30 protein-coding genes are annotated in these 24013 nt (G+C 57.7%); 14 read left to right on the top strand and 16 right to left on the bottom strand.

Annotation, left to right across the window (positions count from 1 at the left end; genetic code table 11):
- Window positions 1-96 precede the first annotated feature (96 nt).
- The 4 genes from AC2FLD_RS03585 to aat all read left to right on the top strand — a co-directional run bounded on the left by AC2FLD_RS03585 (window position 97) and on the right by aat (window position 3314).
- The gene (locus tag AC2FLD_RS03585) at window positions 97-633 is read left to right on the top strand and encodes a helix-turn-helix transcriptional regulator (RefSeq protein ID WP_496667444.1); all 537 of its coding nucleotides are present in this window, start codon (window positions 97-99) and stop codon (window positions 631-633) included.
- Between the two features lie 152 nt (window positions 634-785).
- Complete coding sequence (gene accB, locus AC2FLD_RS03580; RefSeq protein ID WP_496667445.1) at window positions 786-1274, top strand: acetyl-CoA carboxylase biotin carboxyl carrier protein; 489 nt, start codon at window positions 786-788, stop codon at window positions 1272-1274.
- Between the two features lie 9 nt (window positions 1275-1283).
- Window positions 1284-2633 carry an acetyl-CoA carboxylase biotin carboxylase subunit gene (accC, locus tag AC2FLD_RS03575; RefSeq protein WP_496667446.1) on the top strand — a complete coding sequence of 450 codons (1350 nt, stop codon included), beginning with the start codon at window positions 1284-1286 and terminating at the stop codon, window positions 2631-2633.
- Window positions 2634-2681: 48 nt separating this feature from the next.
- Window positions 2682-3314: a leucyl/phenylalanyl-tRNA--protein transferase gene (gene aat / locus AC2FLD_RS03570; protein WP_496667447.1), complete on the top strand. Its 633-nt coding sequence runs from the start codon at window positions 2682-2684 to the stop codon at window positions 3312-3314.
- Here the strand turns inward: aat and AC2FLD_RS03565 are convergent.
- The 6 genes from AC2FLD_RS03565 to AC2FLD_RS03540 form a co-directional block, all read right to left on the bottom strand.
- Window positions 3269-3637, bottom strand: coding sequence for a DUF2155 domain-containing protein (locus tag AC2FLD_RS03565; RefSeq protein WP_496667448.1), 369 nt, complete (start codon window positions 3635-3637; stop codon window positions 3269-3271). The two genes, aat and AC2FLD_RS03565, sit on opposite strands and share 46 nt — an antisense overlap.
- Window positions 3634-4086 (bottom strand): outer membrane lipid asymmetry maintenance protein MlaD, encoded by a 453-nt coding sequence (gene mlaD / locus AC2FLD_RS03560; RefSeq protein ID WP_496667449.1) that lies wholly within the window; start codon window positions 4084-4086, stop codon window positions 3634-3636. The genes AC2FLD_RS03565 and mlaD overlap by 4 nt, the downstream gene beginning before the upstream one ends.
- 11 nt (window positions 4087-4097) lie before the next feature.
- Window positions 4098-4481 (bottom strand): NADH:ubiquinone oxidoreductase subunit NDUFA12, encoded by a 384-nt coding sequence (locus AC2FLD_RS03555; RefSeq protein WP_050603256.1) that lies wholly within the window; start codon window positions 4479-4481, stop codon window positions 4098-4100.
- Between the two features lie 80 nt (window positions 4482-4561).
- Window positions 4562-4924 (bottom strand): RidA family protein, encoded by a 363-nt coding sequence (locus AC2FLD_RS03550; protein ID WP_496667451.1) that lies wholly within the window; start codon window positions 4922-4924, stop codon window positions 4562-4564.
- A gap of 156 nt (window positions 4925-5080) precedes the next feature.
- Window positions 5081-6349, bottom strand: a complete 1269-nt coding sequence (clpX, locus tag AC2FLD_RS03545; RefSeq protein WP_050603254.1) for an ATP-dependent Clp protease ATP-binding subunit ClpX — start codon at window positions 6347-6349, stop codon at window positions 5081-5083.
- Between the two features lie 131 nt (window positions 6350-6480).
- The gene (locus AC2FLD_RS03540) at window positions 6481-7113 is read right to left on the bottom strand and encodes an ATP-dependent Clp protease proteolytic subunit (RefSeq protein ID WP_050603253.1); all 633 of its coding nucleotides are present in this window, start codon (window positions 7111-7113) and stop codon (window positions 6481-6483) included.
- A 366-nt stretch (window positions 7114-7479) separates the two neighbouring features.
- Between AC2FLD_RS03540 and AC2FLD_RS03535 the strand changes: the two genes are divergently transcribed.
- On the top strand, window positions 7480-7818 hold the full coding sequence (locus AC2FLD_RS03535) for an ArsR/SmtB family transcription factor (protein WP_496667452.1): 339 nt from the start codon (window positions 7480-7482) through the stop codon (window positions 7816-7818).
- A gap of 61 nt (window positions 7819-7879) precedes the next feature.
- A complete protein-coding gene (locus AC2FLD_RS03530) occupies window positions 7880-8017 on the top strand; it encodes an entericidin A/B family lipoprotein (RefSeq protein WP_083445217.1) in 138 nt (45 codons plus the stop codon).
- A 1157-nt stretch (window positions 8018-9174) separates the two neighbouring features.
- On the opposite strand, the gene AC2FLD_RS03525 is transcribed toward AC2FLD_RS03530, so the two are convergent.
- The 5 genes from AC2FLD_RS03525 to lepA form a co-directional block, all read right to left on the bottom strand.
- A complete protein-coding gene (locus AC2FLD_RS03525; RefSeq protein ID WP_496667454.1) occupies window positions 9175-9624 on the bottom strand; it encodes a hypothetical protein in 450 nt (149 codons plus the stop codon).
- A gap of 107 nt (window positions 9625-9731) precedes the next feature.
- Window positions 9732-10052 (bottom strand): hypothetical protein, encoded by a 321-nt coding sequence (locus AC2FLD_RS03520; protein WP_050603250.1) that lies wholly within the window; start codon window positions 10050-10052, stop codon window positions 9732-9734.
- 144 nt (window positions 10053-10196) lie between these two features.
- A complete protein-coding gene (locus AC2FLD_RS03515) occupies window positions 10197-10544 on the bottom strand; it encodes a hypothetical protein (protein WP_496667456.1) in 348 nt (115 codons plus the stop codon).
- Between the two features lie 161 nt (window positions 10545-10705).
- On the bottom strand, window positions 10706-11566 hold the full coding sequence (locus AC2FLD_RS03510) for a DUF4747 family protein (protein WP_496667457.1): 861 nt from the start codon (window positions 11564-11566) through the stop codon (window positions 10706-10708).
- A gap of 36 nt (window positions 11567-11602) precedes the next feature.
- The gene (lepA, locus tag AC2FLD_RS03505; RefSeq protein ID WP_496667458.1) at window positions 11603-13402 is read right to left on the bottom strand and encodes a translation elongation factor 4; all 1800 of its coding nucleotides are present in this window, start codon (window positions 13400-13402) and stop codon (window positions 11603-11605) included.
- A 162-nt stretch (window positions 13403-13564) separates the two neighbouring features.
- On the opposite strand from lepA, the gene AC2FLD_RS03500 reads away from it, so the two are divergent.
- From AC2FLD_RS03500 to AC2FLD_RS03490, 3 genes are all read left to right on the top strand, one after another.
- Complete coding sequence (locus AC2FLD_RS03500) at window positions 13565-14671, top strand: Hint domain-containing protein (protein ID WP_496667459.1); 1107 nt, start codon at window positions 13565-13567, stop codon at window positions 14669-14671.
- On the top strand, window positions 14668-14976 hold the full coding sequence (locus AC2FLD_RS03495; protein WP_496667461.1) for a hypothetical protein: 309 nt from the start codon (window positions 14668-14670) through the stop codon (window positions 14974-14976). The genes AC2FLD_RS03500 and AC2FLD_RS03495 overlap by 4 nt, the downstream gene beginning before the upstream one ends.
- 66 nt (window positions 14977-15042) lie before the next feature.
- A complete protein-coding gene (locus AC2FLD_RS03490) occupies window positions 15043-15996 on the top strand; it encodes a LysR family transcriptional regulator (RefSeq protein WP_050603245.1) in 954 nt (317 codons plus the stop codon).
- On the opposite strand, the gene AC2FLD_RS03485 is transcribed toward AC2FLD_RS03490, so the two are convergent.
- Window positions 15993-16436: a low molecular weight protein-tyrosine-phosphatase gene (locus AC2FLD_RS03485; RefSeq protein ID WP_496667462.1), complete on the bottom strand. Its 444-nt coding sequence runs from the start codon at window positions 16434-16436 to the stop codon at window positions 15993-15995. The genes AC2FLD_RS03490 and AC2FLD_RS03485 overlap by 4 nt on opposite strands.
- A gap of 27 nt (window positions 16437-16463) precedes the next feature.
- Here AC2FLD_RS03485 and AC2FLD_RS03480 point away from each other — a divergent pair, with 27 nt between their 5' ends.
- Together AC2FLD_RS03480 and AC2FLD_RS03475 are read left to right on the top strand one after the other, a co-directional pair.
- Window positions 16464-17162: an NAD-dependent deacylase gene (locus tag AC2FLD_RS03480; protein WP_496667464.1), complete on the top strand. Its 699-nt coding sequence runs from the start codon at window positions 16464-16466 to the stop codon at window positions 17160-17162.
- A gap of 61 nt (window positions 17163-17223) precedes the next feature.
- Window positions 17224-17832 (top strand): HdeD family acid-resistance protein, encoded by a 609-nt coding sequence (locus AC2FLD_RS03475; RefSeq protein ID WP_496667466.1) that lies wholly within the window; start codon window positions 17224-17226, stop codon window positions 17830-17832.
- 90 nt (window positions 17833-17922) lie between these two features.
- On the opposite strand, the gene AC2FLD_RS03470 is transcribed toward AC2FLD_RS03475, so the two are convergent.
- The 4 genes from AC2FLD_RS03470 to meaB form a co-directional block, all read right to left on the bottom strand.
- Complete coding sequence (locus AC2FLD_RS03470; protein WP_496667467.1) at window positions 17923-18396, bottom strand: copper chaperone PCu(A)C; 474 nt, start codon at window positions 18394-18396, stop codon at window positions 17923-17925.
- A 40-nt stretch (window positions 18397-18436) separates the two neighbouring features.
- Entirely contained in the window at window positions 18437-18712 is a 276-nt protein-coding gene (locus tag AC2FLD_RS03465) for a hypothetical protein (protein ID WP_496667468.1), read from the bottom strand.
- A 480-nt stretch (window positions 18713-19192) separates the two neighbouring features.
- Window positions 19193-19480, bottom strand: coding sequence for a 50S ribosomal protein L28 (rpmB, locus tag AC2FLD_RS03460; protein WP_050603240.1), 288 nt, complete (start codon window positions 19478-19480; stop codon window positions 19193-19195).
- A 186-nt stretch (window positions 19481-19666) separates the two neighbouring features.
- Entirely contained in the window at window positions 19667-20638 is a 972-nt protein-coding gene (meaB, locus tag AC2FLD_RS03455) for a methylmalonyl Co-A mutase-associated GTPase MeaB (protein WP_496667673.1), read from the bottom strand.
- A gap of 74 nt (window positions 20639-20712) precedes the next feature.
- Between meaB and AC2FLD_RS03450 the strand changes: the two genes are divergently transcribed.
- The 3 genes from AC2FLD_RS03450 (at window position 20713) to hrpB (ending at window position 23930) form a co-directional block, all read left to right on the top strand.
- Complete coding sequence (locus tag AC2FLD_RS03450; protein WP_496667469.1) at window positions 20713-20895, top strand: hypothetical protein; 183 nt, start codon at window positions 20713-20715, stop codon at window positions 20893-20895.
- Window positions 20880-21407 carry a DUF3108 domain-containing protein gene (locus AC2FLD_RS03445; RefSeq protein WP_496667470.1) on the top strand — a complete coding sequence of 176 codons (528 nt, stop codon included), beginning with the start codon at window positions 20880-20882 and terminating at the stop codon, window positions 21405-21407. Before AC2FLD_RS03450 ends, AC2FLD_RS03445 begins: the two co-directional genes overlap by 16 nt.
- Before the next feature lie 69 nt (window positions 21408-21476).
- Window positions 21477-23930, top strand: coding sequence for an ATP-dependent helicase HrpB (hrpB, locus tag AC2FLD_RS03440; RefSeq protein ID WP_496667471.1), 2454 nt, complete (start codon window positions 21477-21479; stop codon window positions 23928-23930).
- Window positions 23931-24013: the final 83 nt, after the last annotated feature.

Genomic DNA, 24013 nt, shown 5'->3' with positions numbered 1-24013 from the left:
ATCAAAATGCACTCTTCGACAGCGCAGTACGTCATCATCGTGCAAGATATTGCTTCACCCCTTCTCTTCTGCGCGGTTTCCCGGCACGATACGTGAATGAGCGACCCTGCCTTTGAATATGCGCCTATCGGCCTTGTAGAGCTGGAAAATCGGATTATCCGGCGCTGTAATCTGCAATTCGCGCGCACGTTCGGCGGAGAAGAAGCGGACTATCGCAACATGCCACTGCTGCACCTCTATCCCTCGGTAGCTGATTGGGAACGGATCGGAGAGCGCAGCCTGCAGGTGATGCGCGACACCGGATATTACACCGATGAACGCGTCATGCGGCGGCGTGATGGCGATCTGTTCTGGTGCCGTGCTCGTGGCCGCTCACTCACCCCCGACGATCCGTTCCGGCACGGCATCTGGAGCTTTTCCGACATCTCGGAAGAACGGCCTTTAGTTGAGTTGACGGTACGTGAACGCGAAGTCGCCATCCTGTCCTGTCGCGGCTTGTCGGCCAAGGAAATCGGCGCTGAACTGGGGCTGAGTTTTCGCACGATCGAAGCCTATCGTGCCCGCTTGCTTGAAAAGTTCGGCGCGCGGAAGTTGTCTGAGTTGGTTGCGAAGCTGTCGGGAATGCCTCTGTGACCCGACCCACCCCATAATTTAAGCTGCAAACCTGTTTGTGATGGTGCGAGTCGGCGCTTTTCATGCAGGGCTGCTTGGCCTATAACCCTGCGTAATTTGATCAGAGCCCGCGAAAAAACAAACGGGCCAAAGGGGAACCGTCGAGGACACTCATGACAGATACCAAACACGAAGCGGATGTTGCATTCATCAAAGCTCTGGCAGAGTTGCTGCGCGAAAACGATCTGACCGAACTGCAGGTCAAGCGTGAATACGGCGAGGAGGACAGCCTGAATGTGCGGGTCAGCCGCATGACACAGACCGTCGCCGCTCCGGTTCAGGTCGCAGCGCCTGTTGCGGCACCGGCCCCGGCTGCTGCTCCTGCTGCGGTCGAGGCGCCCGCTGCACAGGAAGATCCGGCAAGCCATCCTGGCGCTGTGACATCGCCCATGGTCGGCACGGTGTACATGCAGCCAGAGCCTGGCGCACCTTCGTTCATCAGCGTTGGTGCCACGGTATCCGAAGGCGACACATTGCTGATCGTCGAAGCGATGAAGACTATGAACCACATCCATGCGCCTAAATCGGGTACGATCAAGCGGATTCTGGTTGGCGATGGCGACGCTGTGGAATTCGGCACCCCTCTGGTCATCATCGAGTAAGGCGGGCCCATGTTCGACAAGATTCTGATTGCCAACCGAGGCGAGATCGCCCTGCGCGTCATCCGCGCCGCGCGCGAGATGGGGATTAAGACGGTCGCCGTCCATTCCACCGCCGACAGCGACGCGATGCATGTGCGCATGGCGGACGAATCGGTGTGCATCGGCCCCCCGCCCTCGCCGCAAAGCTATCTGTCCGTACCAGCGATTATCTCGGCCTGTGAAATCACCGGCGCACAGGCGATCCATCCCGGCTATGGCTTCCTTTCCGAGAATGCCGAATTCGTGCAGATCGTCGAAGACCACGGCCTTACCTTTATCGGTCCCACTGCGGAGCATATCCGCGTCATGGGCGACAAGATCACTGCCAAGGATACGATGAAAGCCTTGGGCGTGCCTTGCGTTCCCGGTTCCGACGGAGGCGTACCTGATCTGGCAACCGCCAAAAAGATCGGTGAGGAGTTCGGCTATCCTGTGATCATCAAGGCCACAGCCGGTGGCGGTGGTCGCGGCATGAAAGTCGCGCAGACCGCTGATGAGATGGAAAGCGCCTTCATGACTGCGCGGGCCGAGGGCAAAGCTGCCTTTGGCAATGACGAAGTCTATATCGAAAAATACCTGACCACGCCGCGCCATATCGAGATTCAGGTCTTTGGCGATGGCAAGGGCAAAGCTGTGCATCTTGGCGAACGTGACTGCTCGTTGCAGCGCCGCCATCAGAAGGTGTTCGAGGAAGCCCCCGGCCCCAGCATCTCCCCCGAAGAACGTGCTAAAATCGGGAAGATCTGCGCCGAAGCCGTGGCCAAGATCGACTATATCGGCGCGGGTACCATCGAATTCCTCTATGAGAATGGTGATTTCTACTTCATCGAAATGAACACCCGTCTTCAGGTGGAACACCCTGTGACCGAAGGCATCTTTGGCGTCGATCTCGTGCGCGAGCAAATCCGCGTCGCCGCAGGCGAGGACATGTCATTCGGGCAGGACGACTTGGAAATCAACGGCCACGCCATTGAGGTTCGGATCAACGCAGAAAAACTGCCGAACTTCTCACCCTGCCCCGGTAAGATCACCGCGTATCACGCGCCGGGCGGTCTGGGCGTACGGATGGATTCGGCACTTTATGATGGTTATTCCATCCCACCTTACTACGACTCGCTGATCGCCAAGCTGATCGTTCAGGGCCGCGACCGGACCGAAGCGCTGGCGCGTCTGGAGCGCGCGTTGGGAGAGTTGATCGTAGACGGCATCGACACCACAGTCCCTTTGTTCCACGCCCTGCTGCAGGAACCCGACCTGCAAAGCGGCAACTACAACATCCATTGGCTGGAGCGCTGGCTTGCGGAGAACATGGAACAGTAACCGCCAAGGACCGGAGGGCACTCGCCTTCCGGTTCCCGCTTACCCAAAATGAGCTTATCCGCCGAACTTCTGCTGCACGGGTACTCCATCGGCGTTTTTCCGATGGCCGAACATCGCGATGATCCCGAGCTGTTCTGGGTCGATCCAAAGTTGCGCGGCGTTTTCCCATTGGATGGGTTCCACATTTCCCGCAGCCTTTCTCGCCGCATCCGCAATAGCGGGTTGGAAATCACGATCAATCAGGACTTTTCTGGGGTCGTGGATGGCTGCGCCGACCGGTCCGACACCTGGATCAACGCCGAACTGCACGGCCTCTATCGCCAATTGCACCAGACAGGGTATGCCCATTCTCTTGAAGTCTGGGACGGCACTGCACTTGTAGGCGGTGTCTATGGCGTGACCTTGGGGGCAGCATTTTTCGGAGAAAGCATGTTTTCACGCCAAACCGATGCGTCGAAAATCGCCCTTGCCTATCTTGTGGACCGCTTGCGACAGACCGGGTTTCATCTGTTTGACACGCAGTTTCTGACCGCGCATCTGGCGTCTCTGGGCGCCATCGAAATCCCGCGCAATGCTTACAAAAAGGAACTGGAAGAGGCTCTGAACCGCAGCGCCGAATTCACGGCGCCGATCCGTCAGTCTGCTGCGGGGGTAATACAGCGGATCACCCAAACGTCGTAGCGTGCATGATCCAGTGCGTTCAATGCCGGGGACGTCGCAATCATCCAGCCGTCGAACAGTTGATCAGCCTTCCCGGTTTCCCAGATGGTCAGGTAAGCAAATGCGTCACCCGTCGGGTTGTCCACCGGAAAACGGCAATCTCCCAACGCAACATCCAAGCCAAAAATAGATTCGGTCTGACCGTTTTGCATTTCAACATCGACGGTCTGCCCATTGACCTTGTCCAGCCCGCGCAGCATGGCCCCCGGGCCAGATTGAACCTTTTGTTGCGCGGCAGCGCCTGTCGTTGCCAACAGCAGGGCAATCAAAGCAGCACGTATCATTCGCTGCCATCTCCGGCCACAAACTTGACCAAAAGTGAGATCAGGCTGACCGCACCTTGTGTATCTTCGATTTCGCCTCCGGGCTCGAAAAAGAACGGCGACCCGCCCGGCATGACCTCGACAAAGTTGCCCCCCAGCAACCCCTCGGATGAGATCACGATGGCACTGTCATCCGGCACGAGAATGCCGTCGGCAATGGTGAAGGTCGTGTCTGCACGATAAGTATCAGGGTTCAACGTAACGCCTGTCACGGTTCCAATCTTGACGCCCGCAAGCCGGACATCCGTCCCGACACCGACCCCTTCCAGCGACCTGAAGGACGCGCCAAGTTCATATCCGGCCGCCCCCTGTGACAGACCCGTCGATTGGCTGGCGTAAACGCCAAATGCCAACGCACCGGCCAACACGACGCCACCGACAACAATTTCGGTCCAATTATGGCTCGACATCTTCGCCTCGCTTATTCCGGGCTCCAGGCCTCATAATCCTTGCGCTCGACCGGTTCGGCCCGACGCAACGATCCTGCTGGCGAATAAGCCAGTGCGGTTCCGGTCAGGTTCTCCTGATGTGGCTTTTCCCAGGATTTATGCGGCAAAGGCTTGTCTGTCGGAGGCTCATCCCAAGTGCGGTGCAACCAGCCGTGCCATTCCGGATCAACTCGGCTGGCTTCGGCCTCGCCGTTGAAGATCACCCAGCGCCTGCTGTCATCCGCCGTGCGATAAAACACATTGCCTTCATTGTCTTCGCCCACTTTGACGCCTTTACGCGACGTGTAGATCTGCGTGTTCAAAGTTGACCCGTTCCACCAGGTCACGGCTCGCAAAAGACTGTTCAGGATTCCCATCGGGTGCCTCCGGCATTTCGGTCGAGAAAAGGTATGGACCAAAGGCTCGCCAAGGTCCAGTGCCACAGGGGATACCTGCGTCACTCCGGCAGAAACGCGGTCACTTCAATCTCGATCCTGTATTTCGGATCGATCAGGCCACATTCAATCATCGTCGCAGCCGGAGGATTTGCGCCGAAGGTCTCGGCCAGGATCGGCCAGCAAGGCTCAAATTCCGTGCGATCCGGCAGCATATACGTCACGCGCACAACATTTTGAAAACCTGCTCCGGCCTTTTGCAGAGCGGCTTCAATGTTGCTCAACGCGGAACGGCATTGCGCGACAATATCTTCGCCCTGCCCAACTGTGCCAGCCACATGAACCCAACCACCAGCGGATACTGCGCGGCAGTAACCCACTTTCGCTTCGAATTCACCACCGGATGAGATGCGCTGAATCGTCATGCTGCTTCCACTTTGTTGCTCGAAATCCGCAGACCGCCGTACCGAAAAAAGGTCCCTGCGTTCATCTGTTCAAAGAAACCGGGGGAATTGCTCGAAATACGGTGGGGGCAGCGCCCCCTACCATCTTGTCTCAAGCAGCAAACACAGCCGGACTTCTTATCCAGCCGATGCTGATTCCGGGGCCGCGTCCGCATAGATGAACAGAGGCTGCGACTCGGATATTACCGCCTCTTCGTTCACCACAACTTCGCTGATATTCTTCATGCCCGGCAGTTCGAACATGGTATCCAGCAGAATGTCTTCCAAGATCGACCGCAGGCCCCGTGCGCCGGTTTTACGCTCAATCGCCTTCTTGGAAATCGCTTTCAACGCATCATCCGTGAAGTCCAGTTCGACATCTTCCAACTCGAACAGGCGCTGATACTGCTTGACCAAGGCGTTCTTGGGCTTTGTCAGAATGGTGACCAGAGCATCTTCGTCCAAATCCTCCAGCGTTGCCAGAACCGGCAAACGTCCCACGAACTCTGGAATCAGGCCGAATTTCAGCAGATCTTCTGGTTCCAGATCCTTAAAAATCTCGCCGACGCCACGATCGTCATTTTCGCGTACATCGGCGCCAAAACCCATGGCCGAGCCCTTGCCACGCTGCGCGATGATCTTATCCAGACCGGCAAAGGCACCGCCGCAGATGAACAGGATATTAGTGGTATCCACCTGCAGGAACTCCTGCTGTGGATGCTTGCGCCCGCCCTGCGGCGGAACGCTGGCCACTGTGCCTTCCATCAGTTTCAGCAAGGCTTGCTGCACGCCCTCGCCCGACACGTCGCGCGTGATCGAAGGGTTCTCGGACTTACGGGTGATCTTGTCGACTTCGTCAATATAGACGATGCCGCGCTGCGCGCGTTCGACGTTATACTCACTGGCCTGAAGCAGCTTGAGGATGATGTTCTCGACATCTTCGCCCACATAGCCGGCTTCGGTCAGCGTGGTTGCGTCGGCCATGGTGAATGGTACGTCCAAAATGCGGGCCAAAGTCTGGGCCAACAAAGTCTTACCGCAACCGGTCGGACCGATCAGCAGTATGTTCGACTTCGCCAGTTCAATATCGCTGCCGGCTTTCTGAGCATGGTTCAGACGTTTGTAGTGGTTGTGAACCGCCACCGACAGAACCCGCTTGGCTGTGGCCTGACCAATCACGTAATCGTCCAGAACCTCGCAAATATCCTTAGGCGTCGGAACACCGTCAGACGACTTCAGCCCACTTGCTTTGGTCTCTTCGCGGATGATGTCCATGCACAGTTCGACACATTCATCACAGATGAACACGGTCGGGCCTGCGATCAGTTTTCGCACCTCATGCTGGCTTTTCCCGCAGAAACTGCAGTAGAGCGTGTTTTTCCCGTCGCCGCCTGAATTCGTCGCCATGATCTACCTTTCGGGCTTCGTCTCTGCACCCCGGAAAGGATGCGCTTACGCCTGTTTGTGCAGCTTAGGCCAGCGCTCTGGCGGCTACAATCTCAAAATGACCCCCGCGCCGGTGGCGCGGAGTGTTGGACTCAGGCTTCTTCCGCATCCATTTTTGCGCGGTTTTCGACGATTTCGTCGATGTGACCCCAATCTTTCGCCTCTTCCGGGCTCATGAAATTGTCACGGTCCAGCGCCTTTTCAACCGCCTTTTTGGTCTGTCCGGTATGACGCACGTAAATGTCATACAGGCGATCCTTCAGCTTTTGCGTCTCGGCTGCGTGAATCATGATATCACTGGCTTGGCCCTGATACCCGCCGCTGGGCTGGTGGACCATGATCCGGCTGTTGGGCAGCGAGAACCGCATTCCCTTCGCGCCACCGGCCAGCAAAACCGACCCCATCGAGGCCGCTTGACCGATCACCAATGTGGAACATTTCGGCTTGATGTACTGCATTGTGTCGTAAATCGACAATCCGCTCGTCACCACACCACCGGGCGAGTTGATGTAAATTGAGATTTCCTTGTTCGGGTTCTCAGCCTCAAGGTGCAACAGCTGCGCGACCACCAGATGACTCATGCCATCGTGAATCGGGCCGTTGATGAAGATGATCCGCTCTTTCAGCAGACGCGAAAAAATATCGTAAGCGCGTTCGCCCCGGCTGGTCTGCTCGACGACCATTGGGACAAGCGTATTCATATATGTATCTACTGGATCGAACATTAGGAACCTGCCTGCTTTGCTTCGGATCGGGACACTATCCCAACAAGTATTACCCGAGTCTTAGTGTCGGCTCGGGGGGGCTGCAAGGGGGTGCAAGTGAGAACGCCGCAGGATTGTGGGGTGCGTCAGTCCCGGATACAATTGCCCTGATCCTTGGGTTTACGAGCGAGGGTCAATCGGCCATTCGGCTCCGACCGTTTTGGTGAACAGGGGAAAAGCCCACTTGGGTTCCCTTACACTCATCACAGTATTTTGATTTATTCATATGGAACAAAATGACCAAAACATGTAAGGAATGGGTTGCGCCACTCACGCGTGACAGAACAAAAACACGCCCGCTGAACGGGTTCGCAAGGAAAGTTATCGATGGCACTTCCCCAGCTGCCTCAGGACATATCCCCAGCAGATATGGACCGCATGGTCGAGAATGCGACGCGCGCGTCCAATTTTCTCAAGGCAATCAGCCATGAAGGTCGCCTTATGATCTTGTGTCACCTGGTGTCAGGTGAAAAATCTGTAACTGAACTGGAACAGCTGTTGTCCGCCCGGCAAGCCGCAGTATCACAGCAGTTGTCGCGCCTAAGGTTAGAAGGGCTGGTTGTTCCACGTCGTGAAGGGAAGGCCATCTTTTATCGTTTGGCCGATGACCGCCCGCAGCGGATGCTTGAAGTTGTCTACGAGCTGTTCTGCACTGACGCCTCCTAAGTACTGGTTTCGCAAACAGAAAGGTGTTACCGAGACATCATCGAGCACCAAGGAGACGAACATGATCCGCGTAATTTTGATTGGCCTGAGCCTGTTTGCCATCTCCGCTTGTGAGACCGCAAAAGGCGCAGGCAAAGACATTGAAAAGGCCGGAGACGCCATTCAGGGCGCTGCAACAGACGTGCAGGAAAACCTGTAAGCACTGCTCTTTGTGTGCACCACAGGCATCCAAGCAAATCAAATGTCTGGCGGTTGCGTCTGCGCAATCGTTCAGCGACCTTCGACCAAGCGGTCTCGGAGCTTCCCTGTCAATCGCCAATTCGGGGCCCTTTTGCACGCGCAAAAGAGCCCCGATCCCGTTCAGCAGGGGTGAGTGGTAGCCTGTATGAAACCGTGAGCCGACAATGGAAAAGGCGTCAGGTGCGCAGACGCGGTCTTTGCATGTATCCTTGCGGATACACCTGACGCCTTACCGGGTCGATGCACCCCAAGGGGCACCCCGATCCTTGTGCTACGACCCCCTCAGGGGCTGCAGCCGCCGCTTTAACCCCGAAAGGTTATTGCAGCACGCATCGGCTTTCTAAGAGGACGATCACCCTGACCGAACATTACGCTCGATTTCGGCTGATCCCAACGGTAAGTCTTTGAAGTTCTGAGAAAATACCAAGACCCCCTCGATCCCTCCAAACCTCTGGACCTTTGCGTCCCACCTTCGGTTCCGAAGACCCTAGGCAGTGACAGAACTGTTACACTCCGGCCCGCGTCCGACAAGAAAATAGCACTGCAGCATGAAAAATTGACGGGGATAAAGTGTTGATATCCGCCGGGACACTTCTGTGGATAATCCGAGAAAGCGCGGCATCGCGCAGGGTTGATCGGGGGCTTGTTCAAACGCGAGGCAACCACTCATTTTTCAACCAATGCTGCACGTGCAAATGCCTTCGCACGGCCAATTGAGCGAGAATCTCTGGGTTTATGCGGCCTTCAGACCTGGATTTTTCGAATCGTAAAGCCCGTGCGACTCACCGATCTGCTGCATCTATTTCACACCAGCGCCGCGGAACCGTGCGGATGGAACCGAGGCCGGATGGCACATACGTCACCACACGCGAAGCCGCGCTGAAGGTCCGCGAGATCAGATGACCCGGGCCGAGGAACGCCGCATTCCAACCCGAGGCGGTCTGGATCCTGTCGCGGGCGGTAAGCGTGCCACCCGGCCCACCTCCCTCCCTGGAGGAGACGATGGTTCCAATGTTGAGAAACGGTCCGACCCGATCGGCTAACCTACCATTCCGCCGCATCAGCAGTCGGGCGACGGTCCATACCTCTTACCGCCCGGACCGGGCCGGAACCGCTTCAGTTCACCTGACGTTCCAGAACGGTGCTGTAGGTCGTTCCGTTCCGCAGGCTACGGAAATCGGCATAGATCTTGCCGTCTTCATACCGGGCATCGATCAGCGCGTTGGCCCCGATCACCAGCGGTGAGGTTTCAACGATGCCGATAGACCCCGAGCCATCTAGGCTGATGGTTCCGGTGGCCTCGTATTCATTCCATTCGGTATCGCCATCACGACGCCACTTGCTGGGCCCCCAGAAGACATTGTCTTCCTGCATCTGGACGTCGAGCATCCATTCGGCCTGATTGAACCGGGGTTCGTCGCCCTTGTAGTAATGGCTGGGCTGGACGGTCGTGTAGCTCCCCAACCATGTGCCACGCAGATCGGGCGTAGTTTCGGCCAGAGCGGCCGTTCCAAGGCTGAGGGTCGTGGCCAAAGCGGCTGCTCCGGCAGTCATGTATCTGGTCATGGGCTCTCTCCTTTTCGTCTGCAAAACAGATTGGGAGGGCGCACACGGGTTGCAACTTACCTGAGGGAAACTTCATGATTGATTAAGCGGAGGCTTAGACTTGGAACTCAGGCCCAGGCCAGAGCTGTCCCAACAATGACCAGCGCGATGCCGATCCCCTCGCGATACGAAAAGTTCTCGCCGAACAGGAAATACGAGGCAATGGCGATCAGCACCACCTCGGCCCCCAGAATGCCGGTATAGATGATGCCCAACCGTTCGTTGCGCAGCGCGGCGAGTTCCAGTGTTGCGGCGGCCAGCAATGTGGCGACGATCAGAAGGGTCAGGCCAACACCGGGGAGTTTCCACCAGAACTTCATCGAGATCATGGCAACGGAATAGAGACCCGCCGACCCGAGGGCGATGAGGGGGATCATGGATGTTGACATCTGCGCCTCCTGCCGAGGTTGCCGTTTGGTCAAGTGTAGCAGGTGGGGGCGGTCGGGGCTGTGAGGTTGGTCACAGATGGGTGAGGCCCGTCTTGAAAACGGTTCAGTGGGCCGTTTCAGGGCCGAACGGGCGGGTAACAAAACTCAGTCATCGATCTTTCCAATTGCGTTAAGAATTTCAGCAACATCCATTAGTGCAGCAGCGGCAGCTATTCCGCATGACATTGCATAAAGAAAAACCCAGAACGAAATTCCCGAAACCCATACCACTGGAAAAGATACAGTCAAAAAAGTAAACGCCAATGCTACGAACTGAATCAAGATAAAATGGAAGAAAGCTGCTGTTACAGCCATAAGATATGATTGCTCATCTCCGCCTTGGCGAATGATTTTCAGGAAAGACTTATTGGAGAATGCTAAGAATATTGCCAGCCCCCCCCCAACGAAAAAGAAACCATGCTTGGGAGAATTGAAAAGCTCCATTCCACCCATTCAAAAATATTCTTTTGGTCGTCAAATCTGTCACGCCAAATTGGAGTGCAGAAACCCCAAAATATTCCTGATAGCAAGAGGTAGGGTGAGAGAACTAACGTTTTCCACCCCCCGTATGAGCGCCAATACGTTTGAAATGCACTCATCCCTTACCCAACGCTCTATTCCGCTTCGTGGCTTTCAGCGATTCTTCTGGTAGCCAGCGCCCTCGACTCATCCTGTGCCAGCACTGTATCGACTTCCAAGGGATACTTCTTTGTGTTTCTTTCTAACGGATCACCGTCATCATTTCGCCCCTTGGCATAGACGTATCCGTTGTCTTTAGCCAGTTCAGCCATCGCCATGTAATCATCATTTAAGACGATGCAATCTTCCCCGGCAGCCTTCGTAATCTCGGTTTTTAACCTTTTAGCGTGGATAGCTTCGATCCCATCCAAGATAGCCTTCTTCTTGTCACTAAGTACGTCCGGATTTGGCAAGTCCAGAAGAATTTCCACCTTTCGAATCTTGGAAATCGATAAAACATGATCGACGGCATTTGCCTGTGTTGCGATATGAACATCAAGTTCGTCAACGTCGCTAGGTTTGCACGCCTCCAGCACCCGCAAAAAGGCCAGTCGGGCACGGCCAACTGAAATAGTTTGGTTTTCATCGTTCTTTAACTCAACAAAAAGCCGATGGTCTTTTTCTCGAAAAGCGAATGAAAACACTCGCGAATTGAACCCTACCCCTTCTGGTAAAGAGACATCAGATTCTGAAAGCAGGCTTTCTTTTAAAGATTTTTTCTCGATCAAATTTGAAGTGGGATCAATTTCCGTCCACGTTGCTAATTTCCCGGTGAACACTCCATTGCGCACCTCTGAAATCGGGGACAATGTGGCAAACCGATCACCATGAAATCTGACGCCTCGAGTGTCGTTCCCAGCTATTGCAAACAACTTCTGATACGCCCCCGGAGGGTGTGGGTGAAGTACAGTGTTAAGAATTCCGTACGAACCGTCTATTCCATTATTCTTCCGCATAAATCACTTCGATGACTATGCGGAAGACGTACAGCATCAACTATCCATTTTCAACGCAGAGATGAATGCTTCTTGAGGAATATCGACCTTCCCGAACTGGCGCATCTTCTTTTTACCCGCCTTCTGCTTGTCCAGCAGTTTGCGTTTCCGCGTGGCGTCGCCGCCGTAGCATTTGGCGGTTACGTCCTTGCGCAGCGCCGAGAGGGTCTCGCGCGCGATGACCTTGCCTCCGATGGCGGCCTGGATCGGGATTTTGAACATGTGGCGCGGGATCAGGTCCTTGAGCTTTTCGCACATCGCCCGGCCCCGCATCTCGGCCCGGTCGCGGTGAACCATGGTCGACAGCGCATCGACGGGCTCGTCATTCACCAGCACCGACATCTTGACCAGGTTGTCCTCGGTATAGCCGGTCATCTGATAATCAAACGAGGCATAGCCCTTGGTCACCGATTTAAGGCGGTCGTAGAAGTCAAAGACGACCTCGTTCAGCGGCAGGTCATAGACGACCATGGCGCGGCTGCCCGCATAGGTCAGGTCCATCTGGATGCCGCGGCGGTCCTGACACAGTTTCAGCACGTCGCCGAGGAATTCGTCGGGCACCAGAATGGTCGCCTTGATGCGCGGTTCCTCGATATGGTCGACCTTGGACGGATCGGGCATGTCGGCGGGGTTGTGCAGCTCGATCATTTCGCCGTCTTTCATGTAGACGTGATAGATCACCGACGGCGCGGTGGTGATGAGCTCGATATCATATTCGCGTTCGATGCGGTCGCGGATGACCTCAAGGTGCAGCAGGCCAAGGAAACCGCAGCGGAAGCCAAAGCCCAGCGCGGCAGAGGTTTCCATTTCAAAGCTAAAGCTGGCGTCGTTCAGCGCCAGCTTGTCGATCGCGTCGCGCAGGTCTTCGAATTCGGCGGAGTCCACGGGGAACAGACCACAGAACACCACCGGCTGTGCGGGTTTGAAACCGTCCAGCGCCACTTCGGCCCCGTTGCGGTCATTGGTGATCGTGTCGCCCACACGGGTGTCGCGGACCTGTTTGATTGAGGCTGTCAGGAAGCCGATCTCACCGGGGCCGAGGCTGTCGACCATCTCCATCTCAGGCCGGAAAACGCCGACGCGGTCGACATGGTGCAGGGTGTTGTTCGACATGAACTTGACCCGCATGCCCTTTTTCAGCGTACCGTCCATGATGCGGACCAGAACAATGACACCGAGATAGGCGTCGTACCACGAATCCACCAACATCGCCTTGAGCGGCGCATCCAGATTGCCCTTCGGTGCGGGCAGATGGGTGACAATAGATTCCAGCGTTTCGTGGATGCCCTGCCCCGTCTTTGCGGAGACCTGAATGGCGTCGGTCGCGTCGATGCCGATCACATCCTCAATCTGTTCGGCCACGCGGTCACAGTCAGAGGCAGGCAGGTCGATCTTGTTCAGCACCGGCACGATCTCATGATCGGCGTCGATGGCCTGATAGACATTGGCCAGCGTTTGCGCCTCGACCCCTTGGGTCGAGTCCACGACCAGCAGAGAGCCCTCAACCGCGCGCATGGAGCGGCTGACCTCATAGGCGAAATCCACGTGTCCGGGGGTGTCGATCAGGTTCAGCACGTATTTCTCGCCATTGTCGGCGGTATAGTCGATGCGGACCGTGTTGGCCTTGATGGTAATGCCGCGCTCGCGCTCGATATCCATGCTGTCGAGCAGCTGTTCCTTCATGTCGCGATCCTTGACCGTTCCGGTCTCTTGGATGAGCCGGTCAGCAAGGGTGGATTTGCCATGGTCGATATGCGCGACGATGGAGAAATTGCGGATATGAGCGAGGTCTGTCATGGAATGGGGATATGTCCGGAGTTTGGGGCCTCGTCAAGCGTTGAAGCGTTGCAAAAAAGGTCTCGCCAGCGCCTTTCTTTTCCGCGGTATTTACCCAAAATTGGAAAATAGTTAAGATGTTGGCGTCATCAGGCCGTTTCAATAACAGAAAGCAGGGTAGAATTGGCCGATTATTCGATCTTTGTGTTGGGTGAAGGTCAATTGTCCGTCTCTGTGGCGCAGGGTCTGGACGGGATCAATCAGGGCACGGGGATACATCTTATAGGTGAGACGATTACCATTAATTCACGCGCTGCGACTGAAGTTTTCATCACGGATGCTGGATCGGACACCAACTTTTCCGACAATGATGGTAATCAGCGGTTAAACGGCGATCAGACAATCGATGGCACGCTTTTCTCCAGCGGCACGCGTGTTGAAGCCGAATATGGTATTACGCTGACTGATGGAACAACCACATGGCAGGCGGTTGCGTTCAACGTGAACAACTCATCACCGGCATATGGAACCGTTGAGGGCATCGCATTCATCGGGGGACCCGGACAGTTTCCGTCGGCCGGAGTACCTCTGACGGTCGTCAGCACACAGGAAGGTCCCAGCTTCGCATCAAACGCATATGTCAGCCCCATTTGTTACTGTCGCGGGACACTGATCGAAACCAAGTCCGGATACCGGCCCATCGAAATGTTGAAGCCGCGTGATGAAATCTGGACCCGTGACAATGGCTATCTACCCGTCATCTGGACAGGTGAACAGGCTGTCATCACAGCCGGTCGTTTCAGATTGGTCGAAATTCCCGAGGGAACGCTATCGAATTTCGCACCTTTGAAAGTGTCCCAGCAACACAGAATGCTGGTCACACACCCTTTGGCTGAAATCCTTTGCGCAGAGAACGAAGTGTTTGTTCCAGCTATCAGCCTTGTTGATGCGGGCATTGCAACAATGTGCAAGGAGAACAGTGCAACTTACCATCATCTGCTGCTTGAGACACATAACGCCATTAACGCCAACGGAGCAATTTCCGAGAGTCTGCTGCTGGCACCATCCACCAGCCGCCAGAACCCGGATGATCTGTTCTTTCGCGGCCTGGTCGATCAGGTTTCATATGCCGTTGAAACCGCGAGGCTGACACTGAAAAGAAAAGAGGCAACATTCTTGATCAACAGTATCTTGTCCGTTGATCCGAATTCCCGTTTGATTCATACTGCCGCACAGACCGAGAGGGGCATCAGACCCGTCCGGGCAGGCAAAAACGAGGCTCGAGTATGAAACAGTTTCTCCTAATCGCGTTTTGCGCCACGTCTCTGACGGCGGTGGCGCCGGTTGCAGACGCGGCGCAGATCAAACGGGCGTGTCTGGCGTCGGACCGGTCGGCGGCGACGCGGGATCGGTGTACTTGCATCCAGCGCGTGGCGGATCAGGCGTTGACCCGCAGCGATCAGAAGACCGTTGCCAAGTGGTTCTCCGACCCCCATCAGGCGCAAGAGTTGAAGATGTCGCAGACCGCGCGTGACGATGCGCTGTGGGATCGTTATCAGAACTTCGGCCAGATGGCGCAGGCGATCTGTAACTAACCCGTTCACAATCCTTGACCTGATGCCCACTGCGCCTCAGTAAGGACGCAGCGAAAGGTGGAGCGCATGGTGATGAAAGGGCTGACCCTGCGAGGTCTCGAGGTGTTCGAGGCGCTGGCGCGGACGGGATCGGTGGCGCAGGCGGCCGAGATCACCGGGCTCAGCCAGCCGTCGGTCAGCCAGCAGTTGCGTAATCTGGAAAAGGCCCTGGGCACCGAACTGGTCGATCACGGGCGTCGACCGATGCGACTGACGCAGGCCGGGCGCAGCTTTCTGGCGCGGGCCGAGGCGGTGCTGGCCGAATTGCAGATGGCGCAAAGCGAGCTGTCGGTCATGGAACTGGGCCACCTGACCACGCTGTCCATCGGATTGATCGACGATTTCGACAATGACCTGACCCCCCGTCTGGCCACCCTGCTGACTGACAGCCTGTCACGGTCCAAATTCAAGCTGATCACCCTGTCCAGCCTCGATCTGTTCGAAGCCCTGGCCGAGCAGCGGCTGCACATGGCTGTCACTGCCCATAGTGGCGAGGTGCTGGAGGGTGTGGTCGAGTACCCGCTGGTCCGTGATCCGTTCATTCTGGTGGCCCCGAAAGGCTCGGGCGGGGTTGAGGCTGTGCAGGAGGGGCTGCCGTTTCTGCGCTATGCACGCGAACAACTGATCAGCCGACAGATCGAGGCGCATATGGCGCGCGGGGCGCAGGAGTTCGAAGAGCGGTTCGAGATCGGATCGCATCTGGCATTGATGGCCATGGTTGCGCGGGGCCTAGGCTGGGCGATCACAACGCCGCTGGGCTTCATGCGTGCGACGCGGTTTCATGACGGGCTAGAGGCATACCCTGCCCCGTTCGGGGATTTCTCGCGCACGATTTCATTGCTGGCGCGCACCGACTGGTCGGATCAGGTGCCTCGGGAAGTCGCGGGCATGACCCGCCGGCTGATGCAGAACCAGATCATTGAACCAGCCCTGACCAAACTGCCATGGCTGAGCGGGCAATTGAAGGTGATCGGCGGCTAACGCTCCAAATGGGCGGCCAGACCGTCGACTGCCGTTTCGATCAGATCCAGCGCGCCATCGAAATCCCGCGTGTAGTAAGGGTCGGGCACGCAATCGGCTTGGGTGTCAGTGGCAAAGTCCGTCAGCAGGCGCACAGGTGTGTCGTTGCCAGCGGGGCGTAGTCCCTCGATATCCGCGATATTGTTGGCGTCCATACCCAGGATCAGATCGAACATTTCGAAATCAGCAGCGGTGAATTGCCGGGCGCGCAGGTCGCTGAGGTCGATGCCCCTGGCTTTTGCGGCGGCCTGCATGGGGCCATAAGGCTGGTTGCCTGCATGCCAGCCCATGGTTCCGGCACTATCGGTTGCGTGGTGCGGTGCACGGGCGCGAAAAGCGCCCTCGGCCGCGGGCGAACGGCAGATATTGCCCAGGCAGACAAAGAGGATACGGTGTGACATGAACAAGCTGTACCGCGCGGAGGAGAAATGGAAAAGATCGTCATTCTGACCGGAGCCGGAATTTCCGCCGAGAGTGGGCTGAGCACTTTTCGCGACGAGGGCGGATTGTGGGCGCAGCACCGGATCGAGGATGTCGCCACGCCCGAAGGCTTTGCCCGCAACCCGGCCTTGGTACAAGGGTTTTACAATGCCCGCCGCGTTCAGGCTGCTGGTGTACACCCCAATGCCGCCCACAAGGCGCTGGCCCGGCTGCAACAGGACTGGCCCGGTGAGGTGATGATCGTTACCCAGAACGTGGACAGCTTGCATGAAGCGGGCGGCGCGCGGGGCGTCATTCACATGCACGGAACACTGGCCGGTGCTTTATGCTCGGCCTGCGGTCATCGCTGGACCGCGCCGCCTGAGATGGCGGTTGGGGAACCCTGCCCTGCCTGTGCGCAGCCCACCGCCCGGCCCGATGTGGTCTGGTTCGGCGAAATGCCTTACTACATGGACGAGATTTATGACCACTTGGCCAGTGCATCGCTCTTTGCTTCTATTGGAACATCAGGTCAGGTCTATCCCGCAGCGGCTTTTGTTCACGAAGCACGGGAGGCGGGCGCGCGAACGGTTGAGATCAATCTGGAACCAACGCTGGGCGCATCCGGGTTCGACGAGCGCGTTGTCGGCAAGGCCACTCAGACAGTTCCACGATGGGTCGACCAGCTACTTGCGCGACGCTCTTAAGATGCAGACAACGCTTGCTTAATCTGTGTAAACTATCTCCGAAACGACTGGAGGAAGGGCCATGACGGAACAAGATTCCCAAAGCGGTGAAATTATGGAAGACAGCAGTATGGCCGGGCGCGACATGTTGGGGGCGCAACTTTCCGACCTGTGGTGGACTTTTCTGCTGCGTGGAATTCTGGCGGGGCTTGTCGGCATTGCGGCCCTGTTCTGGCCCTCGGGTAGTATCGCATTGCTGCTGCGGTTGGTCGGCGTTCTGCTGGTCCTTGACGGCGGCCTGACGCTTTTGGGTGTCGGGCGACGCGGCGTATTGGGCGGCGCCGCAATCGGGGCGCTTGTGATCGGCCTGATCCTGCTGATCTGGCCGGAAGGTACGGTCAAACTGGCCTTTTTCCTGTTGGGCGCATGGGCGCTGATCATCGGAATCGGTTCGCTGGCAGCCGCCGGGCAGATGCACGAGAGAGACCCGCAGCGCGGCTCCATGCGTGTCTCAGGGTTCGTTGCCCTTGTCGTCGGGCTTGTTTTGATGATCTGGCCAGCCGTCGCGCTTGTGGCTTTGGGATGGGGCATCGCATTTTCAGCGCTGGCCATTTCAGCGGTCATGTTCTGGCTGGCATCCCGTTTCCGTCAGGCGGGCGACCGTGTCGGTATGAAGACCATCAACAAATAGGTCTACACCTGATAAACGCCATCAGGCCGGGCAATACCCGGCCTGATGCATGGATGACAGCCGCAGCGCGGCCCGAAGACAGGCGTTGCCCTAGTTGGAATGTGATCCGTGGCCGCCCTTGTCTTGACGCTCCAGATCAACGGGGATTTCGATCTCAACCTCACCCGCCTTTTCAAAGATCAGCGTTACCGGAACCGTGGCGTCCTGTTCAAACGGAGCGGTCAGCCCCATGAACATCACGTGGTCGCCACCCCGCTTCAGCATGTGGGTCGCACCCGCCGGAATGGCAAAGCCTTCTTCGACATGCACCATCTTGGCAACGCCGTTGTCATCGACCTTGTGTGTGTGCAGCTCGACCCGGGCGGCGGCTTCAGACGCCACGCCAACAAGACGGTCGTCTGTATCGCCCTGATTCTGGATCATCATGAACGCCGCACCGGCTTTGGCGGACTTGCCCAACGACCGGGCATAGGCATCATCAACTGTGATGGTGCCTTCGGCAAAAGCGGGGATAGCCATGGACACGGTGGCCAAAGTTGCAAGCAAAGTAGTTTTGAGGGACATCGTGCCTCTCCTGTGTATATGGTTTGAAAAGGATTGGTTCTCAAACCAGTTCAGGCGGCGCACGCGCCGGAGCGCCCGATGCTGGCAGGGTGATCTGGTGACCCAGATGCCTCAACGGTGCAGGCTGCGCCTGTTCCGGAGCTGCGGGCAGAGCAGGATGGGCGACGGCAATCGCACCCAGCAATGATAGTGCGTAGTCCGGGCAGTAATGCGGCGGCGCGGTGGGTTGACCGCTTTCGTCCATATAGACAACAACAGGGCCAGTGCCGGTGCACAGCACCATCTGCCCCACGGCCTTGTCCATACCCCGCGACATGGCAAGGCCCTGCCCCGTCAGAACCAAGAGCAGAGATAGGACAACAGGTAAAAGTCTTACAATGGCAGGTCTCATCCTGACCCGGGTATAGGTCAGTCAGCAGAATAGCTTCAAGCGCCAAAGGGTCGCGCTTGAAGCTGATCTCAGTAATCTATTCCCGGTCTTTTCACCTTGCTTGTATTGAAGCTGGTATGGGACCGGTTCACCCTGCGCTGCATCCGCGAACAAGCTGAAATTGCCTTGCGAAAAACCGCGGTCAGAAACAGGATAAGGTAGAAACTTTTTAACGTCATAATTTGGCCCCCGCCTAATGAGTGATTGTGACGTTAGGTCAGATTCGAATCTCTGTATGTGAAGCAATTCACCAATCGGGGAAAATAATTTCGAATTTGAGAACAATGCCGATTGCCACTAGGCACCCACAATAAAAAAACCCCGCACCAAAAGGTGCAGGGCCTTGAAATCCATAAGTAAAAAGGCTTAGGCCGTGGCTTGTGCCTTGGCGATTTCCTTTTTCACTTTCAGAGCGTTTGCCGACAGTTCTTCGTCTTTGGCTTTGGCCAAGAACGCGTCCAGACCACCACGGTGATCAACCGAACGCAGAGCAGCGGCCGAGATGCGCAGCTTAACACCGCGTCCCAGAGTCTCGGACTGCAGGGTAACGTCGTTCAGGTTTGGCAGAAAACGACGACGAGTTCTGTTTTTGGCATGGCTGACATTGTTGCCAGTCATCGGGCCTTTTCCGGTCAGTTCGCAACGGCGCGACATGGTTTCTTCCTTTGTTTCTGGAGGCCGGGCACAAAGCCCTCGGCCAAATCACAAGGGGCACAACCCGAAGTCGCGCCCGAAAACTGGTTGGATGCGTGTAGTGGGAATCACAGGGAGGGTCAAGACGGGCTGCGCTAAATCTTTCATTTTGCGCGGCGTGCAGGATCCTTGCCCGCGTCCAACCCTTCAGGTCAGCGCGCTGAGCAGTTCTTCCGCCGCCTTGGCCGGGTTCAAATGTCCAGCAGAGACTTCGGTGTTCAGGCGCTCCATCTCAGCTTTGGCCTGCGGTGTATCGAGGCGCGCAAGAAGAGCATGGCGAACTTCTTGGTCGAACCAATAGCGCGCCTGCGCCGCGCGGTTGGCCTCCCATATACCATGGTCGCGGCGCCATTGGGTCAGGGTTTGCATCTCATCCCATGCCTGCTCCAGCCCGTGCTCTTCAACCGCTGATGCTGTCATGGCCTTGGGGAAGCCTTCCGGGTCCTGTGGGCGTTTGCGCAGCAGTCGCAAAGCGCCCGCATAATCCGCGCAGGTGCGTGTGGCGGTGGCCTTCAGGTCGCCATCGGCCTTATTGATCAGGATGATGTCGGCCATCTCCATAATACCGCGTTTCACCCCCTGCAATTCATCCCCGCCCGCTGGGGCCAACAGCAGCAGGAAAAGGTCCGACAGTTCGGAGACAACCGTTTCGGACTGCCCCACACCGACAGTTTCGATCAGCACCACGTCATAGTCCGCTGCTTCACACAGGGCGATGGCCTCTCGGGTGCGACGGGCAACGCCACCAAGATGGCTCTGGCTGGGGGATGGCCGGATGAAAGCGTTTTTTTCACGACTCAAACGTTCCATCCGGGTTTTATCGCCCAGAATCGAGCCGCCCGAACGGGCCGAGCTGGGATCGACCGCCAATACGGCCACACGCAGCCCCTGCCCCGTCAGCATCATGCCGAAGCTTTCAATAAAGGTGGACTTGCCAACGCCAGGCGTGCCCGACAGACCGATCCGCAGCGCCTGACGCCCCGATCCGGCAAGCTGCGCCAATAGCTCGCCGGCCTGTGCGCGATGATCGGCGCGGTTGCTTTCGACCAGAGTGATCGCGCGCGCCAGCGCCCGGCGCTCGCCCTTCAAAATCCTGTCACCTAGGCTGTCTATCTGCATACTCATCCCGATCTCTAAGGCAGGAATAGTTGCCTTTGTCCGGGGGCGTTTGTCCAGACCGGAGGAGACAGGAAATGCGATCAATGCAATGGCTGCGTCATTTCGTGCAGTGCTTTATCTTGATCTGCCTGCCCGGCATAGCCCGGGCAGAGACGGGCCAAAGCCAGTTCTCGCGACGTGCGCTGGGGGTCAAGGTCGGGGAAATGTCGCTCAGCTCGAACACGACGCCTCACAGTACGCCGTGTCAGCTCGGTTAGCCACAACCGGGCTGGCCGGAACGCTAAAACGCATCCTCTTTGTGATAGTGGCCTCTGGGCGTCGCAACGGTAACCGTTTCTTACCTCAGCGTTACATCGAGGACATGGACACAGGTCAGCGAGTTTCGCGCGCTCGGCTGGTTTACTCTGGCGGTGTTGCGCGCGCCAGTGGCCCAAAGATCGGTGATCGCGGCCCTTATGCCGTGACCGACCGGCAGCAACGCGGGGCGGTCGATCCGCTGACCGCGATTATCATGGTTTTGCGACATCAATGCCCTGCAGAGTTATGCCGACTGCGCCAAAGAATCTTTGATGGGGAACGGCTGACACAAATCACACTAACCCAACGTAGCGAGGCAGATGGGCGTGTGTTCTGTCGAGGCCAGTTTACACGGTTGGCAGGATACGCACCGAGCGACCTGTCCCGGGGTAACAGCTCTCCAGTGCTGGTAATCTACGAACCACTTGGCTCTGTCATGCGCGCTATGAGGGTTGAAGCGCAGACCATATAGGGTGCCGCAGTTGTTCAGAGAAAATAGCGCGAACTGGACGCCACCTGCGCGATGGCGGATAAGGGCCGGATGACGACACGCCTACCCATCGAAGACGCCATTCCCGAACTGCTGGACGCCCTGCGCGCGCATGGGCGCGCGGTGCTGCAGGCCCCGCCCGGAGCAGGCAAGACCACGCGGGTCCCCCTGGCGATGCTCGAGGCGGGTCTGTGCGACGCAAAGATCGTCATGCTGGAGCCCCGGCGGCTGGCGGCACGGGCTGCCGCAGAGCGGATGGCAGAGACACTGGGTGAGCGCGCAGGCCAGACGGTTGGGTATCGCGTGCGCGGCGATGCGAAAGTGTCCAAGGACACACGGATTGAAGTAGTGACCGAAGGCATCCTGACCCGGATGCTGCAATCCGACCCTGACCTGCCCGGTATCAGCTCGGTGATTTTCGACGAATTCCACGAACGCTCTCTGAACGCCGATCTGGGGCTGGCGCTGTGCCTTGAGGTTGCAGGTGCGTTGCGGGATGATCTGATACTGCTGGCCATGTCTGCCACACTGGACGCTGAGCCAGTTGGCCGGTTGATGGAGGCACCGCTGGTCACGTCACAGGGGCGTAGTTTTCCGGTCGAGACGCGCTGGCTGGATCGCCCCTTGGGGCCGCAGGTGCGGCGTCTGGATGCACTGGTTGATCTCGTGGTGCAGGCCGAGCGTGAAACGCGCGCCGCGGGTGGCGGCCTATTGGTGTTCCTACCCGGTGAAGGTGAAATCCGTCGGGCTGAAGCCGCATTGAAAGCCCGGCTACCCGAGGCATGCGCCGTGCATCCGCTTTTTGGGGCAATGCCCTTTGCCGCCCAGCGCGCTGCGATTGCCCCTGCCAAGACCGGGCGAAAAGTGGTGCTGGCAACGTCGATTGCCGAAACCTCTCTGACCATCCCCGATATCCGAGTGGTCGTTGATATGGGGCAAGCACGGCGGGCACGGTTTGATCCGGGTTCAGGCATGTCGCGGTTGATCACAGAACGCGTGACGCGGGCCGAAGCGACGCAACGCGCAGGCCGCGCGGGCCGGGTGGCCGAAGGCGTATGCTATCGGCTGTGGTCAAAAGGTGAAGAAGGCGCGCTGGCTGCCTACCCGCCTGCCGAGATCGAGGCGGCAGACCTGACTGGACTGGCGTTGGAACTGGCGCTGTGGGGCGCGGATGCCAGTGATCTGACCTTTCTGACACCACCGCCCGACGGAGCCATGGCCGAGGCACGGGCTTTGCTAAGGATGCTGGACGCACTGGACGAAAAGGGGCGGATCACTGAACACGGGCGAGCCCTGGCCGCGCTACCTCTGCATCCCCGACTTGGTCATATGCTGGTGCGCGCAGGCTCACAGGCCGCGCCATTGGCAGCCCTCATGGCCGAACGTGACCCCTTGCGCGGCGCCCCGGTCGATATCGCGCTGCGACAAGAAGCGCTGCGGGATGTGCGGGCGTTCCAACGCAATCGCGTCTGGCAGGTGAATATCGGTGCCGTGGATCGAATCAAAACCGAGACCAAACGGCTGCGGGCGCGGGCCAAGGACGGGCCCGAGCACCTGAGCCCGGCTGCCATGGCCGCCCTCGCTTATCCCGATCGTGTCGGACAACGGCGCAAGGGGGAAGCGCCACGCTATGTGCTGTCGGGTGGCAAGGGCGTTGTTCTGGACAATGGCGACACGCTGGCGGGTGCGCCCTATTTGGTTGTGACTGATACGGATGGGAACCCACGCGAAGCAAAAGTACGCATGGCCGCGCAGATCTCGGAACAAGAGATCCGGGATTTGTTTTCCAATCAAATCGCCTGGGCTGACAGTTGCACGTGGTCGAAACGCGAACGCCGGGTTATGTCCCGACGACAGGAGCGGTTCGGAGCGATCACGCTGGATGATCGCATTTGGAAGGATGTCCCGGACGAAAACGTCGCGCGAGCGATGCTGGACGGGGTCCGCGATCTGGGGCTGCGACTGGACGGGGCTGCCGGCCGATTGGCGGCCCGGGTCGAACTGGTGCGCGCGGACGGGACCGACCTGCCCGATTTCTCGACCGAGGGCCTGATGGCCGAATTGGAGGATTGGTTGCTGCCGATGCTCTCGGGTGTCAAAAGCGCCGAGGACTGGAAGCGCTTCGACCTGTTGCCCGCCTTGCGCGCCCGATTGGATTGGGCACAGACGCAAGACCTGGACCGGCGTGCTCCGGGGTCGTTTGAAACCCCGCTGGGGCGCAAGGTTCCGATCGACTATAGCGCAGCGGTGCCCGAGATTTCGGTCCGGTTACAGGAATTGTTCGGCGTATCTCGCCACCCGGTCGTCGGAGGCACGGCACTGAAGATCACCCTGCTGTCCCCAGCCCAAAGGCCGATCCAGATCACCCGCGATCTGCCCGGATTTTGGGCTGGCTCATACGCGGATGTTCGCAAGGATATGCGGGCGCAATATCCAAAACACCCCTGGCCCGAAGACCCAACGCAGGCTGATCCCACACTGAAAGCCAAACGCAGGCGTGATTGAGGTGGTCAAAACAGGATCCAATACACATGGTTTTCTTCAATTCACCGCCTGAGACGGCTCGTAATCAAAGAAACCCTGAAGAT

The sequence above is a fragment of the Ruegeria sp. CDSA021 genome (assembly GCF_059612325.1).
This window is presented reverse-complemented; position numbering and strand designations above follow the sequence as displayed.

Bases quoted from the DNA above. Each gene is read 5' to 3' on its own strand.
- AC2FLD_RS03585 (WP_496667444.1), top strand. From the start codon at position 97: ATGAGCGACCCTGCCTTTGAATATGCGCCTATCGGCCTTGTAGAGCTG.
- accB (WP_496667445.1), top strand. From the start codon at position 786: ATGACAGATACCAAACACGAAGCGGATGTTGCATTCATCAAAGCTCTG.
- accC (WP_496667446.1), top strand. From the start codon at position 1,284: ATGTTCGACAAGATTCTGATTGCCAACCGAGGCGAGATCGCCCTGCGC.
- aat (WP_496667447.1), top strand. From the start codon at position 2,682: ATGAGCTTATCCGCCGAACTTCTGCTGCACGGGTACTCCATCGGCGTT.
- AC2FLD_RS03565 (WP_496667448.1), bottom strand. From the start codon at position 3,637: ATGATACGTGCTGCTTTGATTGCCCTGCTGTTGGCAACGACAGGCGCT.
- mlaD (WP_496667449.1), bottom strand. From the start codon at position 4,086: ATGTCGAGCCATAATTGGACCGAAATTGTTGTCGGTGGCGTCGTGTTG.
- AC2FLD_RS03555 (WP_050603256.1), bottom strand. From the start codon at position 4,481: ATGGGAATCCTGAACAGTCTTTTGCGAGCCGTGACCTGGTGGAACGGG.
- AC2FLD_RS03550 (WP_496667451.1), bottom strand. From the start codon at position 4,924: ATGACGATTCAGCGCATCTCATCCGGTGGTGAATTCGAAGCGAAAGTG.
- clpX (WP_050603254.1), bottom strand. From the start codon at position 6,349: ATGGCGACGAATTCAGGCGGCGACGGGAAAAACACGCTCTACTGCAGT.
- AC2FLD_RS03540 (WP_050603253.1), bottom strand. From the start codon at position 7,113: ATGTTCGATCCAGTAGATACATATATGAATACGCTTGTCCCAATGGTC.
- AC2FLD_RS03535 (WP_496667452.1), top strand. From the start codon at position 7,480: ATGGCACTTCCCCAGCTGCCTCAGGACATATCCCCAGCAGATATGGAC.
- AC2FLD_RS03530 (WP_083445217.1), top strand. From the start codon at position 7,880: ATGATCCGCGTAATTTTGATTGGCCTGAGCCTGTTTGCCATCTCCGCT.
- AC2FLD_RS03525 (WP_496667454.1), bottom strand. From the start codon at position 9,624: ATGACCAGATACATGACTGCCGGAGCAGCCGCTTTGGCCACGACCCTC.
- AC2FLD_RS03520 (WP_050603250.1), bottom strand. From the start codon at position 10,052: ATGTCAACATCCATGATCCCCCTCATCGCCCTCGGGTCGGCGGGTCTC.
- AC2FLD_RS03515 (WP_496667456.1), bottom strand. From the start codon at position 10,544: ATGGGTGGAATGGAGCTTTTCAATTCTCCCAAGCATGGTTTCTTTTTC.
- AC2FLD_RS03510 (WP_496667457.1), bottom strand. From the start codon at position 11,566: ATGCGGAAGAATAATGGAATAGACGGTTCGTACGGAATTCTTAACACT.
- lepA (WP_496667458.1), bottom strand. From the start codon at position 13,402: ATGACAGACCTCGCTCATATCCGCAATTTCTCCATCGTCGCGCATATC.
- AC2FLD_RS03495 (WP_496667461.1), top strand. From the start codon at position 14,668: ATGAAACAGTTTCTCCTAATCGCGTTTTGCGCCACGTCTCTGACGGCG.
- AC2FLD_RS03490 (WP_050603245.1), top strand. From the start codon at position 15,043: ATGGTGATGAAAGGGCTGACCCTGCGAGGTCTCGAGGTGTTCGAGGCG.
- AC2FLD_RS03485 (WP_496667462.1), bottom strand. From the start codon at position 16,436: ATGTCACACCGTATCCTCTTTGTCTGCCTGGGCAATATCTGCCGTTCG.
- AC2FLD_RS03480 (WP_496667464.1), top strand. From the start codon at position 16,464: ATGGAAAAGATCGTCATTCTGACCGGAGCCGGAATTTCCGCCGAGAGT.
- AC2FLD_RS03475 (WP_496667466.1), top strand. From the start codon at position 17,224: ATGACGGAACAAGATTCCCAAAGCGGTGAAATTATGGAAGACAGCAGT.
- AC2FLD_RS03470 (WP_496667467.1), bottom strand. From the start codon at position 18,396: ATGTCCCTCAAAACTACTTTGCTTGCAACTTTGGCCACCGTGTCCATG.
- AC2FLD_RS03465 (WP_496667468.1), bottom strand. From the start codon at position 18,712: ATGTCGCGGGGTATGGACAAGGCCGTGGGGCAGATGGTGCTGTGCACC.
- rpmB (WP_050603240.1), bottom strand. From the start codon at position 19,480: ATGTCGCGCCGTTGCGAACTGACCGGAAAAGGCCCGATGACTGGCAAC.
- meaB (WP_496667673.1), bottom strand. From the start codon at position 20,638: ATGCAGATAGACAGCCTAGGTGACAGGATTTTGAAGGGCGAGCGCCGG.
- AC2FLD_RS03450 (WP_496667469.1), top strand. From the start codon at position 20,713: ATGCGATCAATGCAATGGCTGCGTCATTTCGTGCAGTGCTTTATCTTG.
- hrpB (WP_496667471.1), top strand. From the start codon at position 21,477: ATGACGACACGCCTACCCATCGAAGACGCCATTCCCGAACTGCTGGAC.